Source organism: Salinibacter grassmerensis (assembly GCF_947077765.1).
GTDB classification, from domain to species: Bacteria; Bacteroidota; Rhodothermia; order Rhodothermales; family Salinibacteraceae; genus Salinibacter; species Salinibacter grassmerensis.
Genome location: NZ_CAMTTF010000001.1, coordinates 208,148 through 233,595, shown reverse-complemented (window position 1 = coordinate 233,595; position 25,448 = coordinate 208,148). Strand labels below are relative to the sequence as shown.

The 25,448-nt window shown below is 56.3% G+C and carries 21 protein-coding genes; 2 read left to right on the top strand and 19 right to left on the bottom strand.

Features of this window, described 5'->3' with window-relative positions:
* Nucleotides 1-49 precede the first annotated feature (49 nt).
* The 17 genes from OJB03_RS00895 to OJB03_RS15685 all read right to left on the bottom strand — a co-directional run bounded on the left by OJB03_RS00895 (nucleotide 50) and on the right by OJB03_RS15685 (nucleotide 22,250).
* Entirely contained in the window at nucleotides 50-3,118 is a 3,069-nt protein-coding gene (locus OJB03_RS00895; RefSeq protein ID WP_263784448.1) for a hypothetical protein, read from the bottom strand.
* 428 nt (nucleotides 3,119-3,546) lie between these two features.
* Nucleotides 3,547-4,719 carry a glycosyltransferase family 4 protein gene (locus OJB03_RS00890; RefSeq protein WP_263784447.1) on the bottom strand — a complete coding sequence of 391 codons (1,173 nt, stop codon included), beginning with the start codon at nucleotides 4,717-4,719 and terminating at the stop codon, nucleotides 3,547-3,549.
* Nucleotides 4,720-4,917: 198 nt separating this feature from the next.
* Entirely contained in the window at nucleotides 4,918-6,213 is a 1,296-nt protein-coding gene (locus tag OJB03_RS00885; protein WP_263784446.1) for a glycosyltransferase, read from the bottom strand.
* 35 nt (nucleotides 6,214-6,248) lie between these two features.
* Nucleotides 6,249-7,109 carry a sulfotransferase domain-containing protein gene (locus tag OJB03_RS00880; protein ID WP_263784445.1) on the bottom strand — a complete coding sequence of 287 codons (861 nt, stop codon included), beginning with the start codon at nucleotides 7,107-7,109 and terminating at the stop codon, nucleotides 6,249-6,251.
* Nucleotides 7,106-8,374: a glycosyltransferase family protein gene (locus OJB03_RS00875; protein WP_263784444.1), complete on the bottom strand. Its 1,269-nt coding sequence runs from the start codon at nucleotides 8,372-8,374 to the stop codon at nucleotides 7,106-7,108. Before OJB03_RS00875 ends, OJB03_RS00880 begins: the two co-directional genes overlap by 4 nt.
* A gap of 48 nt (nucleotides 8,375-8,422) precedes the next feature.
* Nucleotides 8,423-9,436: a sulfotransferase family protein gene (locus OJB03_RS00870; protein ID WP_263784443.1), complete on the bottom strand. Its 1,014-nt coding sequence runs from the start codon at nucleotides 9,434-9,436 to the stop codon at nucleotides 8,423-8,425.
* 13 nt (nucleotides 9,437-9,449) lie between these two features.
* A complete protein-coding gene (locus tag OJB03_RS00865) occupies nucleotides 9,450-10,520 on the bottom strand; it encodes a sulfotransferase family protein (protein WP_263784442.1) in 1,071 nt (356 codons plus the stop codon).
* Nucleotides 10,521-10,663: 143 nt separating this feature from the next.
* Complete coding sequence (locus OJB03_RS00860; protein ID WP_263784441.1) at nucleotides 10,664-11,692, bottom strand: glycosyltransferase family 4 protein; 1,029 nt, start codon at nucleotides 11,690-11,692, stop codon at nucleotides 10,664-10,666.
* Nucleotides 11,693-12,634: 942 nt separating this feature from the next.
* Nucleotides 12,635-13,645, bottom strand: a complete 1,011-nt coding sequence (locus tag OJB03_RS00855) for a glycosyltransferase family 2 protein (protein WP_263784440.1) — start codon at nucleotides 13,643-13,645, stop codon at nucleotides 12,635-12,637.
* A 73-nt stretch (nucleotides 13,646-13,718) separates the two neighbouring features.
* Nucleotides 13,719-14,651 (bottom strand): sulfotransferase, encoded by a 933-nt coding sequence (locus OJB03_RS00850; RefSeq protein WP_263784439.1) that lies wholly within the window; start codon nucleotides 14,649-14,651, stop codon nucleotides 13,719-13,721.
* A 40-nt stretch (nucleotides 14,652-14,691) separates the two neighbouring features.
* Nucleotides 14,692-15,690 carry a hypothetical protein gene (locus OJB03_RS00845; RefSeq protein ID WP_263784438.1) on the bottom strand — a complete coding sequence of 333 codons (999 nt, stop codon included), beginning with the start codon at nucleotides 15,688-15,690 and terminating at the stop codon, nucleotides 14,692-14,694.
* Nucleotides 15,677-16,669 carry a glycosyltransferase gene (locus OJB03_RS00840; protein ID WP_263784437.1) on the bottom strand — a complete coding sequence of 331 codons (993 nt, stop codon included), beginning with the start codon at nucleotides 16,667-16,669 and terminating at the stop codon, nucleotides 15,677-15,679. Before OJB03_RS00840 ends, OJB03_RS00845 begins: the two co-directional genes overlap by 14 nt.
* Nucleotides 16,670-16,684: 15 nt before the next feature.
* Nucleotides 16,685-17,908, bottom strand: a complete 1,224-nt coding sequence (locus OJB03_RS00835; protein WP_263784436.1) for a glycosyltransferase family 4 protein — start codon at nucleotides 17,906-17,908, stop codon at nucleotides 16,685-16,687.
* Entirely contained in the window at nucleotides 17,905-18,834 is a 930-nt protein-coding gene (locus OJB03_RS00830) for a sulfotransferase (RefSeq protein WP_263784435.1), read from the bottom strand. Before OJB03_RS00830 ends, OJB03_RS00835 begins: the two co-directional genes overlap by 4 nt.
* A gap of 52 nt (nucleotides 18,835-18,886) precedes the next feature.
* On the bottom strand, nucleotides 18,887-19,861 hold the full coding sequence (locus tag OJB03_RS00825) for a hypothetical protein (RefSeq protein WP_263784434.1): 975 nt from the start codon (nucleotides 19,859-19,861) through the stop codon (nucleotides 18,887-18,889).
* A gap of 148 nt (nucleotides 19,862-20,009) precedes the next feature.
* Nucleotides 20,010-21,119: a glycosyltransferase gene (locus OJB03_RS00820; RefSeq protein WP_263785525.1), complete on the bottom strand. Its 1,110-nt coding sequence runs from the start codon at nucleotides 21,117-21,119 to the stop codon at nucleotides 20,010-20,012.
* 864 nt (nucleotides 21,120-21,983) lie between these two features.
* Nucleotides 21,984-22,250 carry a glycosyltransferase gene (locus tag OJB03_RS15685; protein WP_423816347.1) on the bottom strand — a complete coding sequence of 89 codons (267 nt, stop codon included), beginning with the start codon at nucleotides 22,248-22,250 and terminating at the stop codon, nucleotides 21,984-21,986.
* A 17-nt stretch (nucleotides 22,251-22,267) separates the two neighbouring features.
* On the opposite strand from OJB03_RS15685, the gene OJB03_RS15680 reads away from it, so the two are divergent.
* Nucleotides 22,268-22,528, top strand: a complete 261-nt coding sequence (locus OJB03_RS15680) for a transposase (protein WP_423816346.1) — start codon at nucleotides 22,268-22,270, stop codon at nucleotides 22,526-22,528.
* 244 nt (nucleotides 22,529-22,772) lie between these two features.
* Complete coding sequence (locus OJB03_RS15675) at nucleotides 22,773-23,087, top strand: transposase (protein WP_423816345.1); 315 nt, start codon at nucleotides 22,773-22,775, stop codon at nucleotides 23,085-23,087.
* Nucleotides 23,088-23,100: 13 nt separating this feature from the next.
* Here the strand turns inward: OJB03_RS15675 and OJB03_RS00815 are convergent, their stop codons facing one another.
* Nucleotides 23,101-24,147, bottom strand: coding sequence for a glycosyltransferase (locus OJB03_RS00815; RefSeq protein ID WP_263784433.1), 1,047 nt, complete (start codon nucleotides 24,145-24,147; stop codon nucleotides 23,101-23,103).
* A 37-nt stretch (nucleotides 24,148-24,184) separates the two neighbouring features.
* The gene (locus OJB03_RS00810) at nucleotides 24,185-25,429 is read right to left on the bottom strand and encodes an asparagine synthase-related protein (protein WP_263784432.1); all 1,245 of its coding nucleotides are present in this window, start codon (nucleotides 25,427-25,429) and stop codon (nucleotides 24,185-24,187) included.
* Nucleotides 25,430-25,448: the final 19 nt, after the last annotated feature.

Genomic DNA, 25,448 nt, shown 5'->3' with positions numbered 1-25,448 from the left:
TTCTGTCGTTTCCGTTCCGGTGCTATCCATCCCAGAGGGCAGAAGAGACTTACTCGACAGAAATCTCGAACGTATCGGTTGTAGTGCCGACGCCATTGATCGTACCCGTCACGGTGACTGTGGCAGTGCCTGTGCCCTGCTCCGTCAGCGTAAGGGTATAGCCGTCCGCGCTAACCGATGCCGTCACAACGCCCGTGCTGCCGCTTGAGGCGGTGTACGTGATCTTATCACGCGTCTCCTGACACGCTGCGACCCCACGGAGGTCTACTGTGAAGGGACCGTTTCCGCTGGTATAGCTCTTGTTCGCCTCTGGCCGCGACAAAAACAACCCCGTCGTCTTGTACGCGCCCAATGGAGTGACGCGGGCCGTCCAGGTGAAGCTATCTCCCTGCGTGATCGTGCCGTCTACCGACACCTTGAGGTAAGGATTTTCTTCGTCTGTGTTGTCGTCTGCTCGCACAGTCCCGTCGCTGTTGGCAATCTGAACGCCCGTGACATTATACCCCGCGGTTGCCGTCACGCTCGTTTCACCAGGACGACTAAGCAGGCTCGTCGGAATAAGCGCATACCCATTGGTTTCGTCAGTGGAAGTCGCGGAGTAGTTCTGGTTTACTGCGTCGGAGGTGCGCCCACTCCGGTCCTGCGAATTGCGGAGGCGCATTATGCCCCTGGAAATAACCTCGTGAATGCTCCCTGGCAGATTAAATGTGACGTTATCAAAGTAGAAGCGGAACCAGGGCTTCATCTTTGCCTGATCTCCGGTTAGCAGCCCGCCCGTGTTCTGCAATTCAGAATCAATGAAGAAGTGGTCGTGTGGGTGGTACGGCGCACTTGTGCCGCTACCGTGGTTTACAGAAAGCAGCGGGCTATAAAAGTCGCGCTGGTAGGAGGAATTCTTAAACTCATTCCTCGTTGCGACAGGGACGCCAGACCCCAGTATTTCGTTCGCATCAAACCCAAAAACGTAGTTTGAGTTACCGGAGTAAAAGTCTTCGAGCGTGCCCTGCGGCACAACATTGAAGTTTTCAAGGTAATACTCGTACGAATGGCTGCTAAACTTTAGCCCGATTTGCAGCCCTCCCCCATTGTCCTCAACGGTTACGTTTTTCCAAGTGATTGGTGCATGCGGTCCTACGGACGAAACGAGATTTATCGTTTCAGTAGAGGACAGTTTTATGGTTCCATTCTTGTAGACGTTGCCACTCTTTCCATTGTCTTCTGGATAATGCTCTCCTCTTTGATCACTCCAAATACGCTGAAGGGACTCATCGCCTCCTGTGCTGCTGAGGTCAAATGTGAATCCATCAATCACCACGTTCAGACCGAGGGTGTTCATGATGCCTCGCGTGCTGTACCCGTAGGTGCTTGATGGGGCTTCCTGAACATCGAGATTTGTGTAAGTGGTCGGGCGGTCAGCCTTCGACCCAATCTTCATTGGGGATGCCCAATAGATTCCCGCAACCGACCAATCGGTCATATCTCCCGCCAGAGCATAAATCTGGTGGTTCCGCACCGCATCTTCGATGTGGACATTCTTGCTTGTGCCATCTGGCCCTGTAATGTCGAATTCTGTCCCACCTGAAGGAAGCTGAGCTCCGGCTCCAGCCAATACGTTTCCTCCGTAACCGTGAGCATGCACGTTGTTGACATGTACTTGTAGCCCTTCTTGATAAAGCTGATCTTGGGCTCCCTTTGAGTACCAAGCCGCCCAATCCCCGCTATTTTGAAGGTACGGCTCGATATTGTCGTAGTTATTTGTCGTAAATGGCTCTTCGTTTTGGTCTATATTTCCATCCAACTCTAAGTTCAATATTCCGAGTTTATCGGAGGCATTGTACTCGTTTTTGAAGGTAGACTGCCCTCCATTCATCTCAGGGTAGAGATCATGCTCTGCAACTGGATCATACCCGTTCTTTTGCGTATACACCGCTTCTCCAGGCATCAGAATGAGCGCCCCGTTCGTGGTAAATGAGCGCCCGGGAACCGAACGATCTGGCCCCACGCCTCGAAGCATGACCCCTTCACGAATGGCTGTTGCGTGCTGGTAGTAATATTCGCCCGGGATGTCTACGTACCCCCACTCAATTCCTCCTTGTTTGTACCGCTCTGCGGCGAAATTTATCGCCCACGCAAGATGGGGAGTTGCGCTCTCAGGATTGTTGGGATCGGCCTTCGGTGCCCCCCACCACGCAAGATTAAATACCTCTGGCCTGCGGACCCGCTCCAAGCGGCGGTCAGAGGTTGCATATTTGTAGGTCACTGTGTAGTTCTGACTACCGTCCCCCCAATTCTGATTGAATGTTTTCAGGGCATTTCCGGCGTCGTAGATCGTGCCGTCTTTGTAATTGACCCATCCTCGATTGGCCCTGTTGACGTGACCGTGCATGTCAAGGTCACTGATAAAATCTTCTGGATCTGGCCCAAACTCCACACTGAGGCTGCCGAAGACCAAATCTGTATCTGGAAGACCGTACGGGTCAAATCCGCTAATACCGTGGGACTGCTTCGCGCTGACGTCGTTATCGAAGGCAAACGTTGTCCCTCCGTCGATTTCCGATCCACTGTTGGTCACCTCAAATAGCCCCCCGCCGTCGTCCCCAGGCTCGTAATACCCTTGCACCTGAATCATTTTTCCCACGTCCACTCCTTCAAGTCCTTTCGCCTCTGCGAGGGTCGATACGACGATTGGGTACCGAAGCGTGTCTTTCTGGTCCACATAGACTTTGTACGCTTGTCCGGGGTGTAGGGAATCCAAGGACGGAGATGAAAGGGATGGCTCATACGCATCCCCTCTTTCATTCTCCGCGAGGACCAGAGATGCGTCGATGCTCTCGAACGCTGTCCCTGCCGCCTGAGCCGAAGAAGAGAGGTACGGCACGATGTGTCCCCCTTCCTCCAGAACGATCCGCATTGAATCCGGACGGACCGCTGTTCCCGACACCGCCAGTGTGACGGACGCGTTCGCGTGAACCTGATACCCCTTCCTAGATTCCCACGTCGCTATCTGCTCGATGCTCTGCCCTGGCGCGTACACCGCCCCTTCCTCGTTTTTGATCATGTCTATTTGATCGATGTCCACCCCGAGGATCGACGCGAACGACGAGTCGTCGGGCTGCACGTTCAAAGACACGAAATTCCATCCTTGCTCGAGTTGGATCTGTTGGGTTCTGGACTCCTGAGCGGCACTCGACGTGGTTCCCACAAGTAGCAGGGCAATAACCGCTACGAGCAGGCACCATTTTTTCCCCACTCGACCGTATCCACAGACGGAAAATGACTGAGCCGGAAAACCGAACGAAGAGGCCATTTCTACACAGCAAATATGACGGGGAACCAGAAATATTGCCCTTCCGACCTGACCGGCCGCCGAAGAAACGACCCTACTGGAAGGCCCCCGTATCCTACTCAAACTCCACGCCAGTCCGTCCCGTCTTCCACATATCCCGTTCTCAAGCGCCGAAGACTGGCATGTATTTCGGCACGAAGGCGCCGGAGAGGATTACCGCAAGGGGGGGTTCGAACACTCAATTCTCGTATTCGCCGACTCTACGATTTGAGGGCCATCGTGCTATTCACTGCCTTAACCGTCCGGGCCGCGGCCTCGTCGACTGACCAGTTCTGGATCCGCTCGGCGGAGCGCTGGCCCATGCGCCGGAGCCGCCCGGGATCGGACAGCAATTCTTCGAGGGCTTCTCGCAACGCATCCGCGTCGTCGGGAGCAACCACCGCTCCGTTTTTTTCATCGACGAGGTTGGGGGCGCACCCGACGTTCGAACTCACGACGACCGGGCATCCGCAGGCCATCGCCTCGTTCACAGCCAGACCCCACGTCTCGCCAGGCCCTCGGGACGGAAGCACGAACACGTCACCCAGGCGATAGACGACTGGCATGCGCGACTGGTTCTGAAACCCAAGGAAGTGGGCGCGAGGGTGGTCTCCAGCACAGGTTCTTAGCTCATCTTCCATCGGTCCACTGCCAACGATGACACAGTGAGCCTCCCTCTTCAGTCCTAGAAAGGCGTCGACCAGGACATCCGGGGCTTTCTTCGCGCCAAGCTTTCCGGCGAACAAAACAACCAGGGCGTCGTCCGGAATTCCAATCTCGCGGCGCCACCGACGTGCTTCGTCGTCCGCGTCGGGAGCCTCCGCAAACCGGGCATTTTCGATCGCGTGGGGCACCCAGGTGAGCTGGCCCTCGGAGAGGCCGTGGGCTCGGAAATACGCTCGGTTGTGCTGCCCCACGTACAGGGCACGGTCGACGTACCGGTAGACCCACCAGAGCCCCAATCGCCGGATCCATCGACGCAGCCCCTTCCGCTCATCGATCAGGGTTGAGTCGCCCCGGAAGAGCACGGGGATCGTCCCCGCAAAGTGACGGAGGATCTGTAGGTGGCTCTGCCAGCCCCATCCAAACACCAACACCGCATCCGCCCCCCACCGCTCCATCTCATCGGGGAGGCTCGGATTGATCATCCCACGGAAGTGGTGCGTCCCCGGCTCGTCGGCCTCGTTCGGGACGAACGTATGGTCGTACCCCTCTAGCAGGGGCAAGTCCCACTCCACCTCTTGACCGAATCCCGGGTCGTAGCTTGCCTCCGTGCTCCCCGTCCAGCCGTAGAACACGTTGAGGATGATGCTCTCGTGTTCAGCGATGCGCCGGAAGAGCGGAGCGTAGTACTGGACGGGATGGGTCGTCACGACCGCAAGTCGGCACGCCATGCTGTTGGGTTCGCCATCTACGCTGGTGAAGTGCAAAGCGCTCTTCGCTCCAGACCCCGATCTGGGCCCTATCCAACGCTCTGAGTCGCTTTTTCCATTCAATTGGATGGGCTCCAGGTCAATGCTGAACCTAGTTCAGCACAGGGCCTGGATCAACTTTCTAGATAGCAGATCCGCACAGATCCTCTGCTCTCAAAACTACTGCTGCGATACAACCCGATCGAAGATCTCCACCTGCCGCCGGGTCATAGCCTTGGCCGTGTACGGCTGGAACGCCTTCCAATCGGTTCCGGGCGAGTAGGGCAACCGCTCCAGCATCGGGGTCCATGCGTCGACCACCCGTCGGGATAGGTCTTCGGTCGTCGTCGCGCCGTTGAATGTCACGGCCGTGCCGGCCCGGGTCTCCCGGAGAATGTCGACGACACTGCTGTTTTGATTGAAGACAGCCAGGACCGGACGCCGTGACAGAATGTATGGGTACAGCTTTGAAGCCGTGTAATCGGGGTCGTCCGACCCCGGCACCACGAGATGGTCCGCGTCGCGGAGCAGGCGCAGCGACTGAAAGTACGGAATTCGGTCCGTGTACTCCGTCACAGCGTCACCGACGCCGCACTGCTCGGCGATGGGCTCGAGGGTTTTCTCGCCCTCCCCGGCCGGCGCGTACGACGTGCCCACGAAGTGCATTCGAACCCGTTTAAAGAGGGACGGGTGTTCCTCGCGCCCTCGACGCAACGCCCCAAAGATGCCGCGGGCGGCTTTTTCCATGTCGTGCCCCCCCCGTCCGGCATATACGATATCAATCGTATCGTCGTCTGGATCTATGAAGGGTTGCGACACGCCGCTCTCCTCCATGACTTCGAAGTCCACCTCTGCCGCCCCGAACGGGATGACCGCACACACCTCGGGCGTGACATTGGCGTAACGGCCCTGAAGCGTGTCGCAGTAGCCCTGCGAGACGGATACAATCCCGTCGACCCCCCGCATGGCCACCGGTTCCAGGTACTTGTTGAGGCGGTAGGAGAACCAGAACTTCGGTGGCTGTTCCTCCCTGGGTTTCCCGACGTAGTAGTCGGTGTGCCAGGGATCCTGCATGTCGATCACGTAGGGCACGCCGAACCGTCGCTTCCAGTAGCGGCCCAGAATGGTGACGGGATACGCCGTGGTGGAGAAGTACACGAGGTCAACGTCTCCTTGCGCCAGGCGCTTCGACCCCTGCCAGACGTAAGAGGGCAGAGAGCGAAGTGCGACGTTTCCGAGACCCATGAACCGCGTCCACTTCGGATTGAGGGCCTCAACCGTACGGACGTCCACGGCATCCGGAAGTGTCTCTACCAATAACGGATCCCGCTCGCGCTCCACAAAGGCCGGGTTCACCCGCCAGACCTCGGCCTCCCATCCGTATTGCTCAAAGTGGGGAAGGCTGTGCCGCACCCGATGCATGTCCGCTGCATTGATGGGCGGGAAACGAGGGGAAATGACCAGGAGAGTCTTCACGCTCGTCTTTTTTGCCATCGAACAGGGAGATGCCGTCAGACCGATTTCCAATGTGAGAGGTCTTGCCCCAACCAACCCTCTATCTTCCGATTCGGCTCGTGATAGATGTCTTGAAGGTATCGCTTGTCCGCCTCCGTCATTGGGGGCCGTTCCGCCTCCTCCGTGACCAGCCGTTTCACAGCACGTCTGAGCGGTTGCGTGTGCTTCACAGCGTATACGCTGACGCGCTCCTGAACCGATGCCCAGATCTTTGATAGGAGACGATACACCCCATTGAACCGCGGCCTTCGCGTCTGATTTTGCACGTCAAAGGAGGGCCGAAAGGATGGTTCAACCCCGATGAATCGGTAGACAGACTCCATAAACTCTTCAGCGTCGGTCTTCAGGTCTTCGAAGAGCAATACTAACATCTGATCGCGGTCAAAGTACTTTTCGAATCGGGACAGGTGCCTGTGGTAGCGCCCTAAATCAATTAGTGTAGTGCGCCATTCCGTCTCCGACCGAATGAACTCCGAAAACGAACGGTCGGGATCAATGGCCCGGGAGCTTTGGAGAAAGGTAAAGTGAGAGTACAGTCGATCAACCGGGTCTCTCAGAACAAAGATCAATTGCACGTCCGGAAGAGCGCCGTAGACTCGCTCCGCGACGGCCGGATTGCCGAGCGTTCCGGCCGACGCCTCCCCAACGGCGCGCTCTCCATCGTAGTGTCGGTAATAGTTCTCGAATAGCCACTCAAGGCTCTTGTCATCAATAAATACGCTCGTTTCCTTCCGGGCGCTCATGCACACCTGCGGATGCTGGTCCAGGTAATGGTATACGGAGGTTGTCCCCGCCTTGGGTGTGCCGCCTAAGATAAAGGTGGGAGTGACAATCTCCGTCGTCTCCGATGTGCTCATGCCAGTAGAGTCCGAACGGTGGACAAAAGCGTCTCTTTTTCCACGTCCCAGTTGTACCGGTCCTCGGCTGCCTGATACGCGGCTTCCGATGCCCTCTTCCGACTCTCCGCGTCCCGTACCCATCGGCAAAGCTGCTGGGCCATGTCCCCTACATCGTCAATGGCACAGAGCCGCACGGCGTTCGGGGCGTGTCGATGAACGAACTGCTGTCCCTGCGTATTGGTGGCCACCACCGGAAGCCCCGCCAGCAGGTACGCGAAGATCTTGTTGGTGACGCAGAGGTCACGATTTCTCGACTTAGCCTGCTCTAGCGCAAGTCCGATATCGTGCTGCGCCGCTCGTTCGATGAGTTGATCCGGAGGCGTGCGCGTCAGATGTCGAATTTGCTTGTTCTCGATGCCAACTGATCGCGCCAGCGCATGAAGGTTCGTCTTGTATCCGTCAGTCCAGCTTCCCCGGAGACTCAGCGTGAGACACGGCGCATCGTCGACCCGGTCTTGGATCTGCCCCATCGCCCGCACCACCATTTCCAACCCCCGATCGGGCCCGATGGTTTGACTGTACCAGTAGAGCGAAATTCCATCCCCTGGGTGCTCTTCCCGTAATTCTTGCGGTGGGGTGTGCCCAGAGCGCTCACTCCGGGGAAACACGTTCAGAATCGTCGTCGGCTCTTCGATATCAAGTTCGTCGGCGTAAGCACGCGCGATCCCCGGCGACGCTGCCGTGAGGGACTCACACTGAGGAAGATAGGTCTCTTCGAACCAGCGCGTGCGCTCAGCCTCGGGACTTCCGCGCTCGTCGTCATGGAACTGTCCGCGGTGGAAGTCCTCCGCGTCGAATGCCGCCTTGGCTCCGTGCTTCTCGGCCGCATGGAGGGCGGCAGGCACGGCCGGCAGGTAGTGTGCGATAAACAGCTCCGCGGGAACGGACTGAGCCCGATCGACCAGCTCAGGGATGGCCCAATGCTGCGCCCGCAGATTCACTGCACGCGTCCCTTGCGGCAGCCATCCCGCCAGCGTCTCGGCAATCCGCTTTCGTCCTCCCAGGTAGATCTGCCGCCCCGACGACGCCACTGCTCCGTACGAGACGCGCTCCAGCTCCCAGGGCCGATCCTGATACTGCCGATCGGCGTCGTGGCCCCAGGGATGATAGTCCCCCGCAATCACGTGCACGTCGTCCCCCGCCTCTGCCAGCGCATCCGCCTCCTTCACGAGGCGCGGATTTTTAGAGGGGTGACCCGGTGTAATGAGACAGATTCTTGCCATTTCCTATGTACCAACAGCAAAAGACTATCCTCGGAGGCGTTGTGACGTTCAGTCAGGAGCCCGATACCCGAATGAATGAGCTACGTCTTCAACATTCTCTTGAATCACCGATGCCGCACCAGGCCTGAGGTGGCTGAGGTGCTTCTCGTTTACTCCCGTCCGCACCGGAAACCACTTGTGCGACTCTGATGAGCCGAAGGGGAGACGGTGATGGTCCTGGGGGACCATGTCGGGACGATATTCGAGGTCGATGGCTTCGGCGATTCGCCGGAGCTCGTCTTCCGGGCTTTGTACCAGGTCCTCGTACCGGACGGTGATTTTGTGCGCGTGGTCCTTCAGATCGTTCATGGTGTAGGCGTACGTGTTTCGCCAGTGCTCCGCAAAGATCGTCAGTTTCTGTTCCAACCCAGTCTTCCGTCGCCACTTATACCCATCATCACGGGCTTCCTTGATGCACGTGGCGTACGGGTCCCTCGTCTGCACGACGAAGCGGGCGTCCGGAAAAATTTTTCGGAGCAGAGGGACCTTCAGCGAGAACGTCTGGGACATGTCCAGGAACCGAGCCCGCCGAATGTCCAGCGCGTAGGCCCGAATCGATTCTTTCATGGCCCGTCGGAGTTGGGCCTCCTTGTCCGGCGACCAGTCACTTTCCGTCCTGCGATACTGGTCAAGGAGATCGTCACAGGCATACACCCAATTCCGCTCACGCCCAAAAACGGGATGGGCGTCCTCTGTCCCGGTCATGTGTGTCTTGAAGGTGGGCGACTGAAACTTGGGAGAGCGCAGCGTAAAGTCCTCCGGAAGCTCACCGGTGTACTGCTTGTCCATCTCGTTGTTGCCGACCCAATACGCTCGCCCCCCCCCAATGGTGACGATATTCGGGTTGCGGTGAAGCATCCGCGTGAGCAGCGTTAGCCCCCCACCCTGCACACCCAGAATAAAAATGGGGCGGTCGATGTCGATCTCATCGAGCGCAATGGCCCAGCGACGAGGAGTCCACCACGGCTTATACTCCCAATACGCGTTGACGGCGACCTGAAGAAGCCGGTTTAACTTGTTCATAGGAGTGACCAATTTACTGTGACCTTCCCTCTCCTGCCACGTCCAACGGCGGGTGATACCCGAATGCCTCCGCCACGCCGCCCACTTTGTCCCGAATGATCGACGCCATATTCGCATCCAAACGCTGGAGATACTTGTCGTTCGTGCACCCCCGGATCGGGAACCACTTGTGCGGCTCCGACGACCCGACCGGTAAACAGTGGTGGGCCCGCGGGATCATATTCGGATCATACGGCACATCCACAGCCTCCAGCACACGCTGTAGTTCTCCTTCCGGATCCTGTACAAGGTCCTCGTACCGGAGCCGGGTCGCTTTCTCATCGCCCTCAAGGTCACCGGTGGCATAGGCGAACGTGTTTCGCCAGTGCTCCGAGGTAATCTGGAGTTTCAAAAGCTTCGTTTCTCGAGCCGTCTCCAGCTCCCGCACCCACTCGTACCGAAAATCTTGAGCGGCCCGCACACACACAGCGTACGGATTCCGCGTCTGCACGACGAAGTGGGCATCGGGAAAGATTTCCCGGAGCAGCGGCACCTTGAGCGAGAAGGTCTGGGACATGTCTAGAAATCGAGCCCGCTCAACATCCGACGCATACGCCCGAATGGACTCCTTAATTGCTCGCCGCAGTCGGTCTTCGTTCTCAGCAGTCCAGTCTGCCTCGGTTTTTCGGTACTCGTCGAGCAGTCTGTCGCACGCGTACACCCAGTCTCGCTCCAACCCAAAAACGGGATGGTTGTCCTCCTCTCCCGTCAAATGCGTTTTAAACGTCGGCGACTGGTAGCGTGGGGAACGGAGAGCAAAGTCGTCCGGTAACCGGCCAGTGTAGTGCTTATCCATCTCGTTGTTGCCCGTCCAGTACGCTCGTCCCCCACCGATGGTCACGATGTGTTCGGCGCGATGGATCATCCGGGTTAGCAGCGTGAGCCCTCCCCCCTGTACACCCAGAATGAAAATTGGACGGTCGATGTCAATCTCGTCGAGCGAAGTTGTAAGTCGACGGGGCGTCCACCAGGGCTTGTACTCCCAGTAGACGTTCGCGGCGACGTGCAGACCCTTCCGAATCCTCTCCAAAACCACATTCCGCATTTAAGCTTGCCAAGGACGATGCATTCTGTGCTCGACAGGAAAGCCGCCTTCGTGATTTACCGCATGCTCTCCGCACCCTTGATTCCCTCTCAACGTAGCCATATCGCCCGGCTCGCTGAAAATTACCCCCGTCTGGCGCCTATCTACGATCGTAGAGTAGTAATTCGAGCCTCGTACACACGCTCATACGAGTCCACCAGGGCTTTCTGACTGAACAGGGTTTCGCAGCGTTCGCGGCATGCTGCCCGGTTGATCGTACCGATACGCCCGACCGCTTCCACCATTTCGTCAACAGTGTCACATACGAAGCCGGTGGTGCCGTCATCGACGACTTCCCCAACTGCCCCGTGACGAAGCCCAATAACGGGGGTGCCGCACGCCATGGCCTCGGCCATCACGAGGCCGAAGGGTTCCTCCCAATCGATCGGCATGAGAAGCGCCACCGACCGACCGAGCATTTCGTTCTTCTCCACGTCGTCGACAGTCCCGACATATCGGATCTGTGATCCGTCGAGGTGGGGCTCCACTCGCTCCTGAAAATAGGCGGTGTGCCCCTCATTCACGTTCCCTGCAATAATCAACTCCCGCTGGGTACGTTGGGCGACCTCGATGGCTCGGTGCGTCCCCTTGATTGGTTCGATACGTCCCAGAAAAACAAGGGGGTCATCGCTGGACACCTCTTCGACGTAGTCGTACGTCTCCATCGACACGGCATTGTACACCGCATACGCCGGGGCATGGGGCCGGATACGTTCGGCGATGTGCTCGCTGACCCCCGTAAAGGCCATTGAGTCCCCTCGTGCTAAAACCATGGCCTTCCGGACCTGCTGCACCGTCGGGATACGATGGTAGTTCATGATCTTCGGAATTTTCAGGGGGAGCAGGGGCGTCAAATACGCGAGTCGACTTGCGCTGTGGACGATGTCGGGGCGCTCTACCAGGAGCCGGGACAGTGTGAGCGTGTTTCGAATCGTATCGACGAGATTCTGACTCTTCGTGCCCGGAAACGGAATGTGCCGACACGGAACCTCCGAGTCGGCATGTGCAAAGAGGGTGACATCATGTCCTCGCTCTACGAGGCCGCGGACAAGCAGGTCAATGATCCGTTCAACGCCCCCGTAGAGAGGCGGAGGCACTGGGAGCATTGGGTCGACCGTAATTGCGACGTGCATGTAGGTAGCTGTATCTGAAGAAATGGCACCCTCTGTTGTTATTCGGCCCACCGCGAGAGACTCACGTCTATGAGGATTTTCAACCGCCCCGCGTCCGGCCACACCCGCTCGGTCAGCGTTCGTCGGAACGAGACGGATCAAGCAGCGGACGGGACTTCTCGTTCCATTTGGACCCCACGGCGAAGGACCGCCCATTTAGACTCGAGGAGAAGCCGACGGGCAATCCAGCGGAAGGGTTCGGCCTCCTGCAGGTAGTTGATGACCTGACTCCGGGGGTCGGATTGTGAATGGTGCTCGTATCGACCCTCCCGACCGGACCTAGACCAAGAAGCGAAAACGCCTCTTCCGCAACCGCATCGGGGGCGTCCTTGACGTCCTCGAAAAAGAAAATCCGGAACTGATCTCGACCAAGGTGATCGCAAAATCGACGGACCTACTTAAAATATATCCCCACACTCGGGTAACGGATCACGGTTCGCCTCCTACCTCGATCCGTCGTTCTTCGGCGGCAATCGCTTCTGAGAAGGAAAGGGACTCCCAACCTTGCTGAACGCGGAATGACCAGCTTGTGTATGCACACTCAATAGGCTTCCGCAAAAGCGCAATGCGTTCTGTATCAAGAGCGTACCGCCGGATTTGCTCCACGGCTGTACCGCTGTATAGATGCCTCGTAGACGCCTCCATATAGAGCTGGCCGGGCGAACTGTCTTGGAACAGCGCGGCGTACTCTTCAACGCTGCCGATTCCTCAGTGCGGGCGCTCTTCCCCTATATACGAATACGAAGTGGGGCTCTTTCTCCGGGGAGGAGTAAAATTCAGGGTGCTCCTCGAGATAGCAGAATAGCGAAGTGGTTCCACACTTCAAGGCCCCTACGATCAGAACATCGGGAAAGACCGCCTGCTCACGACAGTCGCTGGAATCAGAACACAGAAGGGAGAATGTCAGGCAGAGCCTAATCCATAACTCTCCAGATGCGACGACAGTCCGGCTCGTGTGAGCTTATTTCGCTCCGCGAAGTGCTGTACACGACGTGCCAGTTTCCAACCGAGGATCGGACGCAATAGTTCGAACCCCGGAGGTCCTTGCGGCTCCAGGTCACTCCCCCCCAATTCCTCAACCCGAGCCTCTATCTTAGCTCGCAGGTTCGAATAGTCCGGGTAGTATTCGTAGACGAAGTTCCGCAGCATGTTGGCGGCGGCCCTGCGGGTGCGCGGGCTGTCTTCGCGGTCCAGCAGATGCTGCGTTCCGTCCATGAGCGAGCGAAACGCTGACTCGACGTGCTCACGGCTGTCCTGCCCCGATAGGCTTTCGTCGAGGCCGGAGCGGTAATACATCCGGGCCCCCGGGGTGAATCGCACACCCTCAGCGTGCACCAGCACGCGAGTAAAGAACTCAAAGTCGTTAATCAGCGACAAGCGTTCGTCCCAGAGCCCTGCTTCTTCAAGGACTGGACGAGGGATAAGCCACAGTGCACACTGCATCATGGGGCGCGCGTCCCCCCATGCGGTCACGAGCCAGTCGACCGGGTCCATGTCTCGCCACACGTCCTCCGGCTCAAAGGTCGACTCCGACGGGTCGTCGTAGAACCGCGCCCACTCGGCCGACGCTACGTGCGTGGTGCTCCCATCAAGCTGTTCTACTTGTCTTTCTACAAAGTCTGGTGAGAGGAGATCGTCGGCATCAAAGAACTTTATCAGGTCCCCATGGGCGGCCCGGTACGCGTCATTAGCCGCCGCACATTGGCCTTGATTCTCTTGATGTGAGACGCGGAGTCGGTCGCATTCGAAATCGTACGCATCAAGGATCTCTCCGGTGCAATCCGTCGATCCATCGTTCACGACGACGATTTCGAGGGGTGACCAGGTCTGAGCGAGTGCAGAATCTATAGCGTCGGCGACGTAGTCTTCCGCGTTGTAGGCAGGCATGCAGATGGAAACGAGGGGGCTTTCCATTGACACAGCATCAGTCAAGGTGTAATCATCCGGAAGAAAGCAGCAAGCGGATGGCGAAAGAAAGGAAAGGGCTCTACTCTTCGAAAAACCGTATCCATGGGGTCCTCTTCATCTCTCGACGGAGAACGTCATAGTTTTCAATTACCCGGGAAAGAGGACGTTTTCTTTGCTTCTCCGTCTCGGTCTGAAGCGGCCGAATGGGCACATCGATGAACTCTTGGACGTGACGCAGCATCTGATTCCGATTCTCGACAAGTTGTTCATAGGTGACTGCGAGGAGACGATGATCAGAAAACCGCTCCTCGATTTGCTCCTGCATCTGGCGTTTAGCCTCGAAGTCTTCGTAGCAGTGTTTTGGATTGAGCGACACGGTAGGTTCTGCATCGTCTTCGTTTACACCACCGGTTGCACCAGCCCCCCAGTGGCCAGTTTTTTTGGCCAGTTGGGCAGACACCTTTTGCTTTAGTAAATTCTCGCGCGTCAGGTGAATGATTGCGATGTCTGTTTCCTCAGCCAGATAGCCCCACAGGTCCGATGTTGTTTCCTTCCAGTCCACACTCCGGTCGATATGAGTCCACCAGCGTTCGTACGGCGGATCTTGCCACCACATGTGCTGGGAGCGGGCCTGTGTGTAGAGGAGCTTAAATCCGACGGCCTGTACAAACAGTGGTTGGCGCGTAAAAACATCCGTCTTAAGGAACTTGACTGGATCCGTGTTTCGCCGCTGCACGACTTCGGGATTTCCACCTTTTTGTTTATAGCCTTTTACGTCGAAGGGGACATTGTCGGGGAACAGATGGAACAACTCAAAAAACATTCGAACCGATGGATGGTCGGCCAAAAACGACCGAAGCATCGTAGACCCCGTTCGAATATCGCACACAATGATAAATCGTTGATAGTCATGGTGACCAGGAAGCCACTGGTTTTCAATGAGCCAGTTTTGAGCCCGTGCGCTGTACTCGTGTGCTCGCCAGCGGAGCTTGTGGAACAGAGAAGTAGACATGAGGCCGGAGAGGCAGCCAGTACAGAACGAGAAAGCGTGGTCAGTCAGCATGAGCAGCCTGTTTTTGGATATGCCGCCACCCGTGCTGGAAGTAGGCTCGCTTCGATTCAGCCACGTAGTGGTGAAGTGTCGCAGATGGGGACTTCCCCTCCTCTAAGGACGGAAGAACCACATACTCGCCGGGTGGGGCTACTTCACAATCTCTGCCGGCGAATATCAAACTACTCAGGCCCTGAGTGATATTGTAGCTTGAACCTTCTTCTTTAACCATAATCTGAAGCCACTTTTGAAGCTGATCAAAGTCTACCTCATCACTCTTTAACCCGAAGATCCCGATATTTACAGCTTCAGGAATGGGACTATCCACCAACCTGTACCGGAGCTGAGGCGAATACCCATAGTGGGTGTCAATGTCTACCATATAACATGGGCTTTCCGGCTGGCGGAGGTAGTCGATCAGAAACTGGGGCTTCCGAAAGAAAAGCATGTCAGAATCCAAAAGAAGCTTCCAACCTTCTTCCCCAGCGTGCAGATCCGTAATTTTCCGTGTGAGTGGTTGAATGTGGCGCCACTCTCGAAGCAACGAATACTGGCTTTTCGGAAGGGCATCGTTGAGGCGGTCTTTTATGTCATCGATCGTCTGGATCTCGGCCCACGGAACCACCCGCTGAAACTTTTCCCGGTATGACTCAGAGAGGGAGCCGTCGCTGTAAAGAACAGGAATGATCCGATCGTCGCAGAAGCGCTGTAGCGACAGAAAACAGAAGAGGCTCTGATACCAGTGGTCTGACCCTGTTAAGAAGTGTACCTTCATCGGCTCCGGGGGGGGCGGGGGTGGGGCCATTTCCGGAAGCTGCTCGGCCGCCTCAATCATTTCCTCTTTTCCCCGTCGGGTCCGCCACTGCTCCAGAGGTCCCCCCTCTTGGATCGACTGCTTCACCGTGCTCATGGGCTTTCGAATTCCGAGACGGTATAGCTTTCCTACACCGACTGACCGAGCAGCAGATTTTACGGAAGAAAGAATGTTACTGGACTTCATTAACGCCAGAGGGATTGGATGAGTGAGACCCAGTCTTCCCGGACAGTAGTGCTTGCCCTTCGAACTGTCCACATGCACCTCCCCATTTAATACGCTCAAGTGGCCCCTTCCAGGCCCGCGTCATGAGATAGGCACGCATCTTCCGTAGCGGCACGGTCCATTCAAAAATGGGAGGCCATGGGCGAATGTCGTGAACGTCCAGAACCGTCACCCACGTTTTGTTGGAGCTCTCCGCCATTTCGGCGAGATAGTCGGGCATGACTCGCTCTTTCGGAATCAGGTGTGTGAGCTCAAGGGACGGGAAGTACCCCACCGACCAGCCTTCTTCCAGCAGCGTCATCACAATGTCGTTGTCCTCGCCGGACGCGAGACTCTCACCGGCTCGACCCAGGGCGGTCCGCCGGGCGTCCCGTGCTGCCGACTCAACGTACGTTTGGTATGCCTCTCGGCGGATGGCCAACCCCGCCCCAATCGGCGCGCACTCGGGGTACGTCCGCTCATCGACCGGGACATCCGTCCATGAGGCCGTCTGCACCTCGCCACCCAAATCACGGCATCCCAGATCCATTCCGACCTTGTCGAACCAGCTGGGCGGATCCACTTCGTACTCCGGCAAGGCCTTCCCGCCGAGGGCCCCTACCCCGGAGTACTTCTCAAAAAGCTCGACGACACGCTCCAGATACGTAGGGGCCAGGACATTATCGTCGTCGATGTACACGAGGAGGGACGCCTCGGCCTCGTGGAAGCTACGAAGACGAGCGTGGGTCAGTCCCACCTGGTCCTCGCGGACGACACGCCCGTTCGGGTGCCAGGACACGTCGATCTGGTCGGCGAGCTGTGCGTCACTTGCATTATCGATGATCAACAGTTCCCATCGGTCGTCGTCCAGCGACTGACGGCGTAGCCCGGAAAGGGTACGGCGGAGGTGGTCATCACGCGGGTTGTGGGTGCATACGATGGCCGAAACGTCAATGCTCATTCGACAACCAAGCAGTTATGTGGCGTGTGTTTCGTGTCGGCGAATGGCGGCTTCATAACAGGCTTCCTGCTGGGGAACTACTGCTTCGAAGCTGTAGCTCTCCTGTACGCGTTCTCGGGCTGCTCTTCCGAGACGCTTCCGCTCCTCAGGATGATTGAGAAGGTCGAGGATCGCGTCAGCAAGCTCACTTGGACGCTGAGGCGTAACGACACGACCGTAGGTCCCATCATCGAGCATCTCAGACATTCCTCCCGAGCTGCTTCCCACGACTCCTCGGGCGGCGCTCATTGCTTCCAGGCAGACATTCGGAAAGTTTTCCCATAAACTCGGGAAAACGCAAATATCGGTTTCTGATAAATATGAGGGGATTTCGGAATACGGGACGAACCCTGTAAACTCCACCGATTCATTGTAGGACTGGAGTCGTCGCTCCATCACAGCTCGCAGGTCTTCACCGGTTCGCGGATGGGCCTGTGCATCCCCAATAAATCGAAAGTGGGCATCGGGGCACTGGGTCAGTACTTTTGGAATAGCCTCGGCCAGATCGAGCACCCCCTTCCGCATCTCCAGTCGCCCGACAAACGTGACACGCTGTGTGTCGGTATCCGGATCTACGTTCAGAAGCGAGTTGCTCGCTTCAAACGGATACGGAAAGTGGAAGATCTTCTCTCTCTGCAGTCCCCACCACTTAACCATACGCTCTCCAATACTCCGAGATGGCGCCGCCACGACATCCGCCGCAAGGGCATGTTTCCGCTCAGCATCTTCTATGGGGTCGTAGGTCCAGTGCGGCGACGGCACCTGTCCGCGTATGCCCCCTCCCACAAGAAAACGCGCCTTGTCCCACAGGGTTAGGTGACGATTGATATTTACTTCCTTCAGTATGCAACTGGCCGTATGCAGCTTCACCACCAGCGGAATTTCGGGAAACACCTCCCGAATGCCTGCGGCGTCGGCGTGGTACTCCGGTCCTTCCACAACATCAAACCCGGCCGTCTGGTAGCGTTCAGCGAACGCGGGTACGACGGCATCAGAGAAGTCGGCCCGGCACGCGCACTCGACGCGGTGCAGTGATGCCCCAAACGGAGTCTCTGTGCTGCGAGACCGCTCCCCACCGGCAAACACCTCGACACGGTGGCCATGCTTGTGTAACATGCGGGCGGCATTGGCGACATAGGTGCCAATGCCTCCCCCCCCGGTTTCTGGGGGGTATTCGTACGTGATGAGAGCAACGTTCATGAAGACGGCTCCGTCTGAGATGAGCCAAATACCTTCTTAAGACCGTGCGCGATCTGGTGGGCAGCGTACCCCGGATGTTTGACCCAGTGCCTTCCCGTTTGATAGAGGGATTTGGAGAGCGGGGGCGCGTACTCTTCGCGAAGCTCCGCGGTCGAATGGCCAGCGTTGAGCCTGCTCTCGATCTCGGCTTGCAAGTCCGACAGCGCGGCATAGTTGGCGATATACATCTCGGGCGCAGGAGAAACCTTGCGATGCCGCAACCACACCGCCTCCCGCGGCTCAACGTTCACGAAAGAAAACAGGGCATCGTTGCTTCGGAGATCGCCCTGGAGGATGTCGGACTCGTACTCGACAGTGAAGACATCGTGCGTTTCACCCAGGCGGCGCAGATATGCGTTGGCCTCGTGTATATCGAGCATGTACCGGGCAAAGTTATGCGGATCGAGCGTCAATACGGGCGAGGTGCCTGTATTGCCTTTACCAACGTTGCCGTCGGCATCGCCGGTGCGATGGAAAACGCTTGTCGACCTTGCCTTGACAAAGGAGCCGAACTGCGCTACCTGGTCGCGGCGCACGACATGGACAACCTTCGCTTCCGGAAACTCTTCGCGCAACACTTCCGCAAAATGTTCAGCCTGTTTCCCGTGTCCAAAGGCGCACTTCACACCGCAAGCGCGAGTTTCAGCGGTCCGCTCTGGCGCGGTGAGAGCATCAAAGAGATGACGGCGCCCCTGCTTTTGCTCTGCCGTGGTGCCAGATCGTCCGAAGGTGAACGCTGCGAGCCCATCAGCGAAGAACGGGTCAAAGGCTAATTCCTCCCGAAGCGCGCTCACATGCGGATGTCCTCGTAGGCAGTGATGTGTTACGGTCGTCCCGCTGCGCTGAGTGCCAGCGACGAGATACGAGACGTACGGTTGATCGTTCATGATGACAACCAACGAAGGTTATACGAGCTGAAGGACGCCGGAGGCCGGGGCGTCAGATCCGTCCTGTTTCGGCGAGGAATGCATCGAGCTTCTCGTTTAACACCTGGGGGTTCCGATGTTGGGCGAAGGCCTCGCGGTACGCTCGGGCGCGCTCTTCCGCTTCTCCCGGGTCCATACGCAGAATCCCCGGGAGGCGGAGACCCGATCGAAGGAAGCTCCCAAACGGTCCGTCGACAAACGGACGACGTATGTCATCGTGAAAGCCGTCCGGGGGAACACCGACAGGAACGCATCCCGCCATCGCACACTCACGAAATTTGAGAAACTCGAGGTAGAGGCGTGACGGGGAAACGAACATAAAGGTGTATCCCGCCAAAAAACGGACGTAGTCGTCCCCAACGATGTCGTGGCCAATATCTTCTCCAACGTCCGGATACCCGGGATGGCCGAGGACATCGATGTACGATTGAAATGGGGGAATCCACTTTTGCAGGCGGTAGAACGTCTGGCGGTAGGGGTAACGATTGACGTTGTGGCGACCGGAATGCACCACTTTCCACGCACGCTCGTCGAATCCGTCCACCGGAATGATGGGATCGACGAAGGCATAGGGAATGACGACGAGCTGGTCGCCGGGGTTCTCGGCGAGCTCAGCAGTGAGTTCCTTCGGCTGGTAGCGCGAGAGGAAAAAGACATTAGGCTCGCCCTTGACTTCGAAGAGCGTCGACCAATAGGGTTGATCAACGGTCCAAGAGTACGGATCAATCACCGAGAACCCAAACATCGTTCCTCGGTGCTCTCGAACTAAATTCCGAAGCCGTTCACACTCCTTTTCGTCGTACCGGGTGTCGACCAAAACAACGGGATGCTCGCGAATGGCCGTTTCGGCATTATCAAGTTCCGCCACCTCCCATCCCATGTGCTCGGCGTAAGCCGGCCCGTATGCCGAGCTTATTGTCTCTTCGTATTCGAATTTCGAGGAGATAAGATAACACCGGTCGTGGCGTCGCTTAGATTGTTTTTCCATAACATTTAACCCGAAAAATTGGAATGTGCCTCATATCTTACTAAGGAGATCGGGCCTTATTCGCCAAAGCAGGAAAATGCATCGTCACAAAGCTCTTAGAAGTGACCGCAGCATCTTCATACTTTGTCCCTGCTGCGAAGGTCTACGCTCAGACTGGACAGCTGATTGAGCGGTAAATGGCTCGCAGCTTCTGCACTTCTTTGGAGAGGTTGAACTCATCCTCTACTTTCCTACGCCCACGGTCGGCTACCTCCGCGAGCTCATCGACGGTTCTCGAAGATAAATCCCTCAGAATATCCGCAAGGGCCTCAACATCTCCCTCTTTGGCCAAAAGGTCGTGGTTTTCTTCAGGTATCATCTCCGGAATTCCAGCGTGCCAGGTAGAAACGCAGGGAAGGCCCGATGCCTGAGCTTCGATTAGCACAGTGGGGGTGCCCTCCTGATCCCCACTCGGTGCGGTTTTGCTGGGAAGCATGAAGGCATCGACCTCTCTCATCCGCCGGGCAACCACTTCATTTTCCACTTCCCCAAGAAGGGTGACACGCTCAGAAAGTCCATTCTCCTCTACGTATGCCTCTATCTTCCCTCGAAGATGTCCACCACCCGCCATCACCAAACTGAGTTCGGCTCCTTGACTGTTCGCTCTCTCTACAGCTTGGATCGCGTCGAGGGGGGCTTTCTTTTCGACGAGACGTCCGACAAAAAGAATATTCTGGACGCGACGATCAGGACGCTCGTACGGGAAGTCATCCAGATTTCTACTCAGATGGACAATGTTCAGTTTATTAGGAGAACATCCAAGATCCTCAACTTCCTCTTTCATCTCCTCGGAAAGCACGGTTGCAGCGTCTACGTGTGTCCAGAGTTCTCTGTACTTTTCTCTCCAGTTTTTTTCTTTTGGAAGCTGGGAGATATCATAGCCATAGAAGGTCACGACCAGAGGGATTCCCAACTGGTCGGCATAGGATGCAACCTCGACCGCTTCAGGACCGAAGTGAGCGTGAATCACATCGGGATCAACCTCCCGGATTGAATCCAAAAAGCGCTCCTTCATGAGCCTCTGCATCGAACGGTAGGACGCATTTTCTCTGCCCATGAGACGAACACGGTGCCAGAGCCGCCTCAGATGCCAGCGTCCGGAGTCTTCATCCACAACTCTGACCTTTGGAAACGGTCGTTGCTCCTCATTCTTTCTTTCGAAAGTCAGTACGTGGTTATCTTCTCCTTGCCGTTCCAGCTCAGTAACATATGCATAAATAAATGTCTCAGATATTTTTGAAAACTTTTTCCTGAAATGTATAGTCTTAATATCTTATAAGCTTCTCAATATGAACAGGGTTGAGTGCTGGTGTGGAAATGAATTGGCTCATAGACTCCAGGTTCTTACCGTCGATCTATCTCCTCCGGCGATGCTAATCCGCTGAGAATCCCGAATATCCCTCCGGTTGCTTACCCTCGTCGTATGTACAGAGAAAGAGAAGCTTATACATCCGTCTTTTGACTGCTGACCCTCCCAGGAAACTTCATCCATTAGGAGACCCGCTGACGTGCAGCCCGAAAACCCCAGGGTAGAACCTCCCCCACGGGCGCCATACATCGAGCCTTCATTTTGTGCCACATGCCTTGCCCTCATCCCCTGTGTTCCGCAATTTGATCAGCAGTCACTGCGAGCTTCACAAGGGCCCGCTGCTGGACCCGAACAGTTATCTCGGGTCGAAGCGACTGGCGCGCGCAGGCCTCGTAGAGAAGGCCCAGGTGCTCATGTACCGATGTAAAATCACCGACACCTGTTTCTCCAACGGCCCGCTCAGTACTGTCAACCTCCATCCATACGAGACACTTGGACATCTGCGCATCGGCCTACCGGCCTAAAAGCGATCGGTGAAAGTAGGCCGCTGCTTTCCCGCACGCCTGAACCTGGTCCGTGCGCCTCAAAACCGTGACTGATCCCTTATGACGGCGAAGCTTGGAAAGCGTATACGGCAGATTCACCAGACGGGACTTCTGAGCAGCGCGAGTCCACAGCTCATAGTCCTCAGCGAGATCTGCCCACTCAGCATAACCGTTCAACTCCTTCAGGAGTGTGTGTCGCATCATCGTACTGGGATGACAAAGACACGAGTTAAACAGCAGCTTCTAGGCAATAGCGTCCACGTCCGCAGGAAGAGTCCATGTGCCCGTCCCTCCGAGTCGATATAGGAGATCTTTGTGCCCACCCGTTCGCGTTTAGGAATTCGACATGGCGCTCGAACCGCTCCGAGGCAGAAATATCATCGCCATCCATGCGGGCAATGAACGCTCCCCTGGCCTCGTCAATCCCACGACTCAGGGACGCGATTAGTCCCTGGTTTTCTTGGTGAAGAAGCCGAACTCGGTCGCCCGAATTCACACACCATTCTAGGGTCTGTGGACATTCGGAACCGATTCCCGGTCGACGGGTCGAGTCGGTTTCTTTCTAAAAGCTATGACCTCAATGCTTCGACACGCCAATTCTTCGACACGCCATTTCTGACGCCGGTTGGGGGCGAATTGCCGATCTGCTTCCGGGCAAAAAGACCGATTCCAGGCCGCACGGCTCGCGATAATCGCCTTTTTCTGGACGCCGTTCTCTGGATTGTCCGGACGGGATCGCCCTGGAGGGAGCTCTCCGATCATTTTGGCAAGTGAAACTCGGTCTATCGGCGATTTAGCCGCTGGTCGAGCGCTGGCGTCTGGGAACGGGTCTTCGCTGAGCTACAGGATCCACACCTCGAATGTATCGGTGACCCACACAACGATTGTTTGTGCCCACCAGCACGCTACTGGTCAAAAAAAGTGACGCCGCTACCGAGGCCCTCAGCCGCTCGCGTGGCGGCTTCTCCACGGAAGTATACGCGGCCGTCGACGCTCTTAGCAATCCGCTACGCATCGTTTGCTCCGACCTGGCCAGAAGGCAGACCTCAGCGAAGCGGAAGCTTTAATCGAAGGATGCCGATTCGAAGCCCTGATCGCTGATAAAGGCTTCGACAGCAATGATTTCATTAAGCAGGTGGAATCCCTGGAGATGGTCGTTGTGATTCCGCCTCGGAAAACCGAATCGTCCAGTGAGAGATCAACCGCACCTCCTACGCAGATCGCGACAAGATCGAATGGTTCTTTGGCCGGATCAAGAACTCGATACGAGAAAACAGACCGAAACTACAGTTGTTTTTTGTATTTCGCTTCAATCGTGACGTGGCTCCTCTGATTGTACACACGCTCTAGACAGAAAAAACATTGATCTTGGAGAGCTTTATCTTAACCGCTTGTATGAGCCATAACGCGAACTCGCTACGGGGGTGCATGAACCGTGCCCGCAACCTGTGTAAACTCCCCGCGAACCGCCCCTCATGTCTCTGAATGTCATTCGCAAGTGTATCCAGCTTATACAGGGCGTTATGACGAACCTCCATATTCCTGTGTTTGGGAAGTACGGCCCGCACGTAAACACGGTAAAGGGTCCGGACATACTCGTGCACGCCGGGAAGCTTCCTCAGTCCCGTTTCCTCGATCGCGATCTGCACATTCTCGTGATGCATCCAGGCAAGGAAATAGGCAAATTTCTCATTTGCCTCTACACCCAATAAGGCCTCGTGAAGACGAGCCGTAGCTTCACAGCAAACTTGCAACTGCTCTGCTCGCTTCGTGTCTGTGATCGAATTGCCGTGGCGCCGCAGTCTGTGTAGTTTTTCCGGAAGATTTGCCAGGCGTGATTCAAGGACAGCGCGAGTCCACAATTCATAGTCCTGTGCCTGTGCTGCCCAGTTCGCATATCCGCCAAGTTCCTCCAGGAGACTGTGGCGTATCATGACACTGGGGTGACACAGACAGTTGTGGAAGAGCAACTCCCAAGCGATGAGATCCGGCTTAGTCGGGAGATGCCACTCTCCGTTCGACTCTCCGTCCGCATCCATCTGATCGACCCGGGTACCCACAATTCCGACTTCCGAATTCGAATCCAAAAAGCGCACCTGTTTCTCCAAACGCTTCGGCCGGCTAATGTCATCGCCATCCATACGGGCAATGTAAGCACCTCGAGCCTCATGAAGACCTCGGTTGAGAGACGGGGTGAGCCCTCGATTTTTCTGGTGGAACAGCCTGATGCGATCATCTTGCTCTTCAAACTGCTCCAGTACTTCCTTTGAGCCGTCAGTGGAGCCGTCGTTAATAATCACGAACTCGAAGTTATCGAAGGTCTGCTCAAGTATGCTCTGCACGGCTTCCCCCAAATAGGGGCAGTCATTGTAGACCGACATCACGACGCTCACCAGCGGGACGGCTGTTGATATATTTTGGGAGCTGCGTCTACTCATGCGCTTCCAACCATAATTCCAGCCCGGCTAGAATTCGGAGATCAAGATTTAGGCCCATTCCCTCTTTGTGGGCTTTCCATAACCGATCCACATCTATCCACGGCACGGCAGCACGATCATCCAGTCTCGTGAGAAGTGATCGGACAAGTCCACTAAATGAGTTTTCGGTCCGCAGTGCTGTACCGAAATCAAAGTACTGGACCTGCTTGTAGGTAGACAAAAAAGGAAGATCACGCTGTAGTCGTCGACGTATTCTCCCAAACAGATGAGAAACTCGGCCGGGGAAGGTATCCTTCTTTAGTGGCAATCCGTCGTTCGTTTCGGTTGGAAGCGCAAATAAGCTTGGCCACGTCCTACGGACAATTTTCCTGAACAGTCGCCGATTGACGCGGAGCCGATGTGGAAGCGGAAGTATAAACCGAAGCCACTTCTCATCCAGAAATGGAGAAAAGCAGTCTGACGGACTAACGAATGGCTTTATGAAACACTGCTGACGGACGGCGTAATCTAGCTGCTCTCCATAATTCAGATTGCTACGACTAGAAGGCGGTTCTTCCGGCAGCGGTGCTCGCGGATCGAAACCGATCGGAGTCAGATCTACAGTCGTTCCATTGTTCCACCGGGCAAACCGACCACGTTGGGCATCCCACCCAAACTCATTCGGAAGGTAGTGGCTGAGGTGCGATCCTGCCGTCGTTTCCCCCAACCATCCGCTCCATTGGACAGTTGCGCCACCACAGTTCTGCACAACCTGCGTTCGAGCGTAGTGGTTGATGTAGGCTTCGAACATCCGTGTGGGATGGGGGAGGGTTTTTGCGTAATCAAGGACCTTTTCGTAGCACCACTTAAAATTCTGTGGGCGCAGATCGTAGTGATAACTTGTAACGCCAGCTTCCTGAGCTACAAGTTGAGAAATCTCGTAATCGGAGGCACCTGGAACACCGTAAGAGCCGACCGCGACCTGGTCGGGACCAACTTGGTCTAAGAGAAGAGCGAGTATGGTTCGTGAGTCCAGTCCTCCACTCAGCAGGAAAGTATGCGTGGCGTTTTCTGGGAACGACTCACTCTGAAAAATTGCTTCCACAGATTCTCGGAGCGCCGCTTCGCCCCTCTCAATCAAGCTGGACTCATGAGGGGCACACCCACTGGCATCTATAATCTTTTCAGGAATAGACCACTGGTCTGGATTGGGATAAAACGAATAGTGCAGAAATTTGGAAATTTGCGCTTCGTTCATAAAACAAATGCTTCATTTA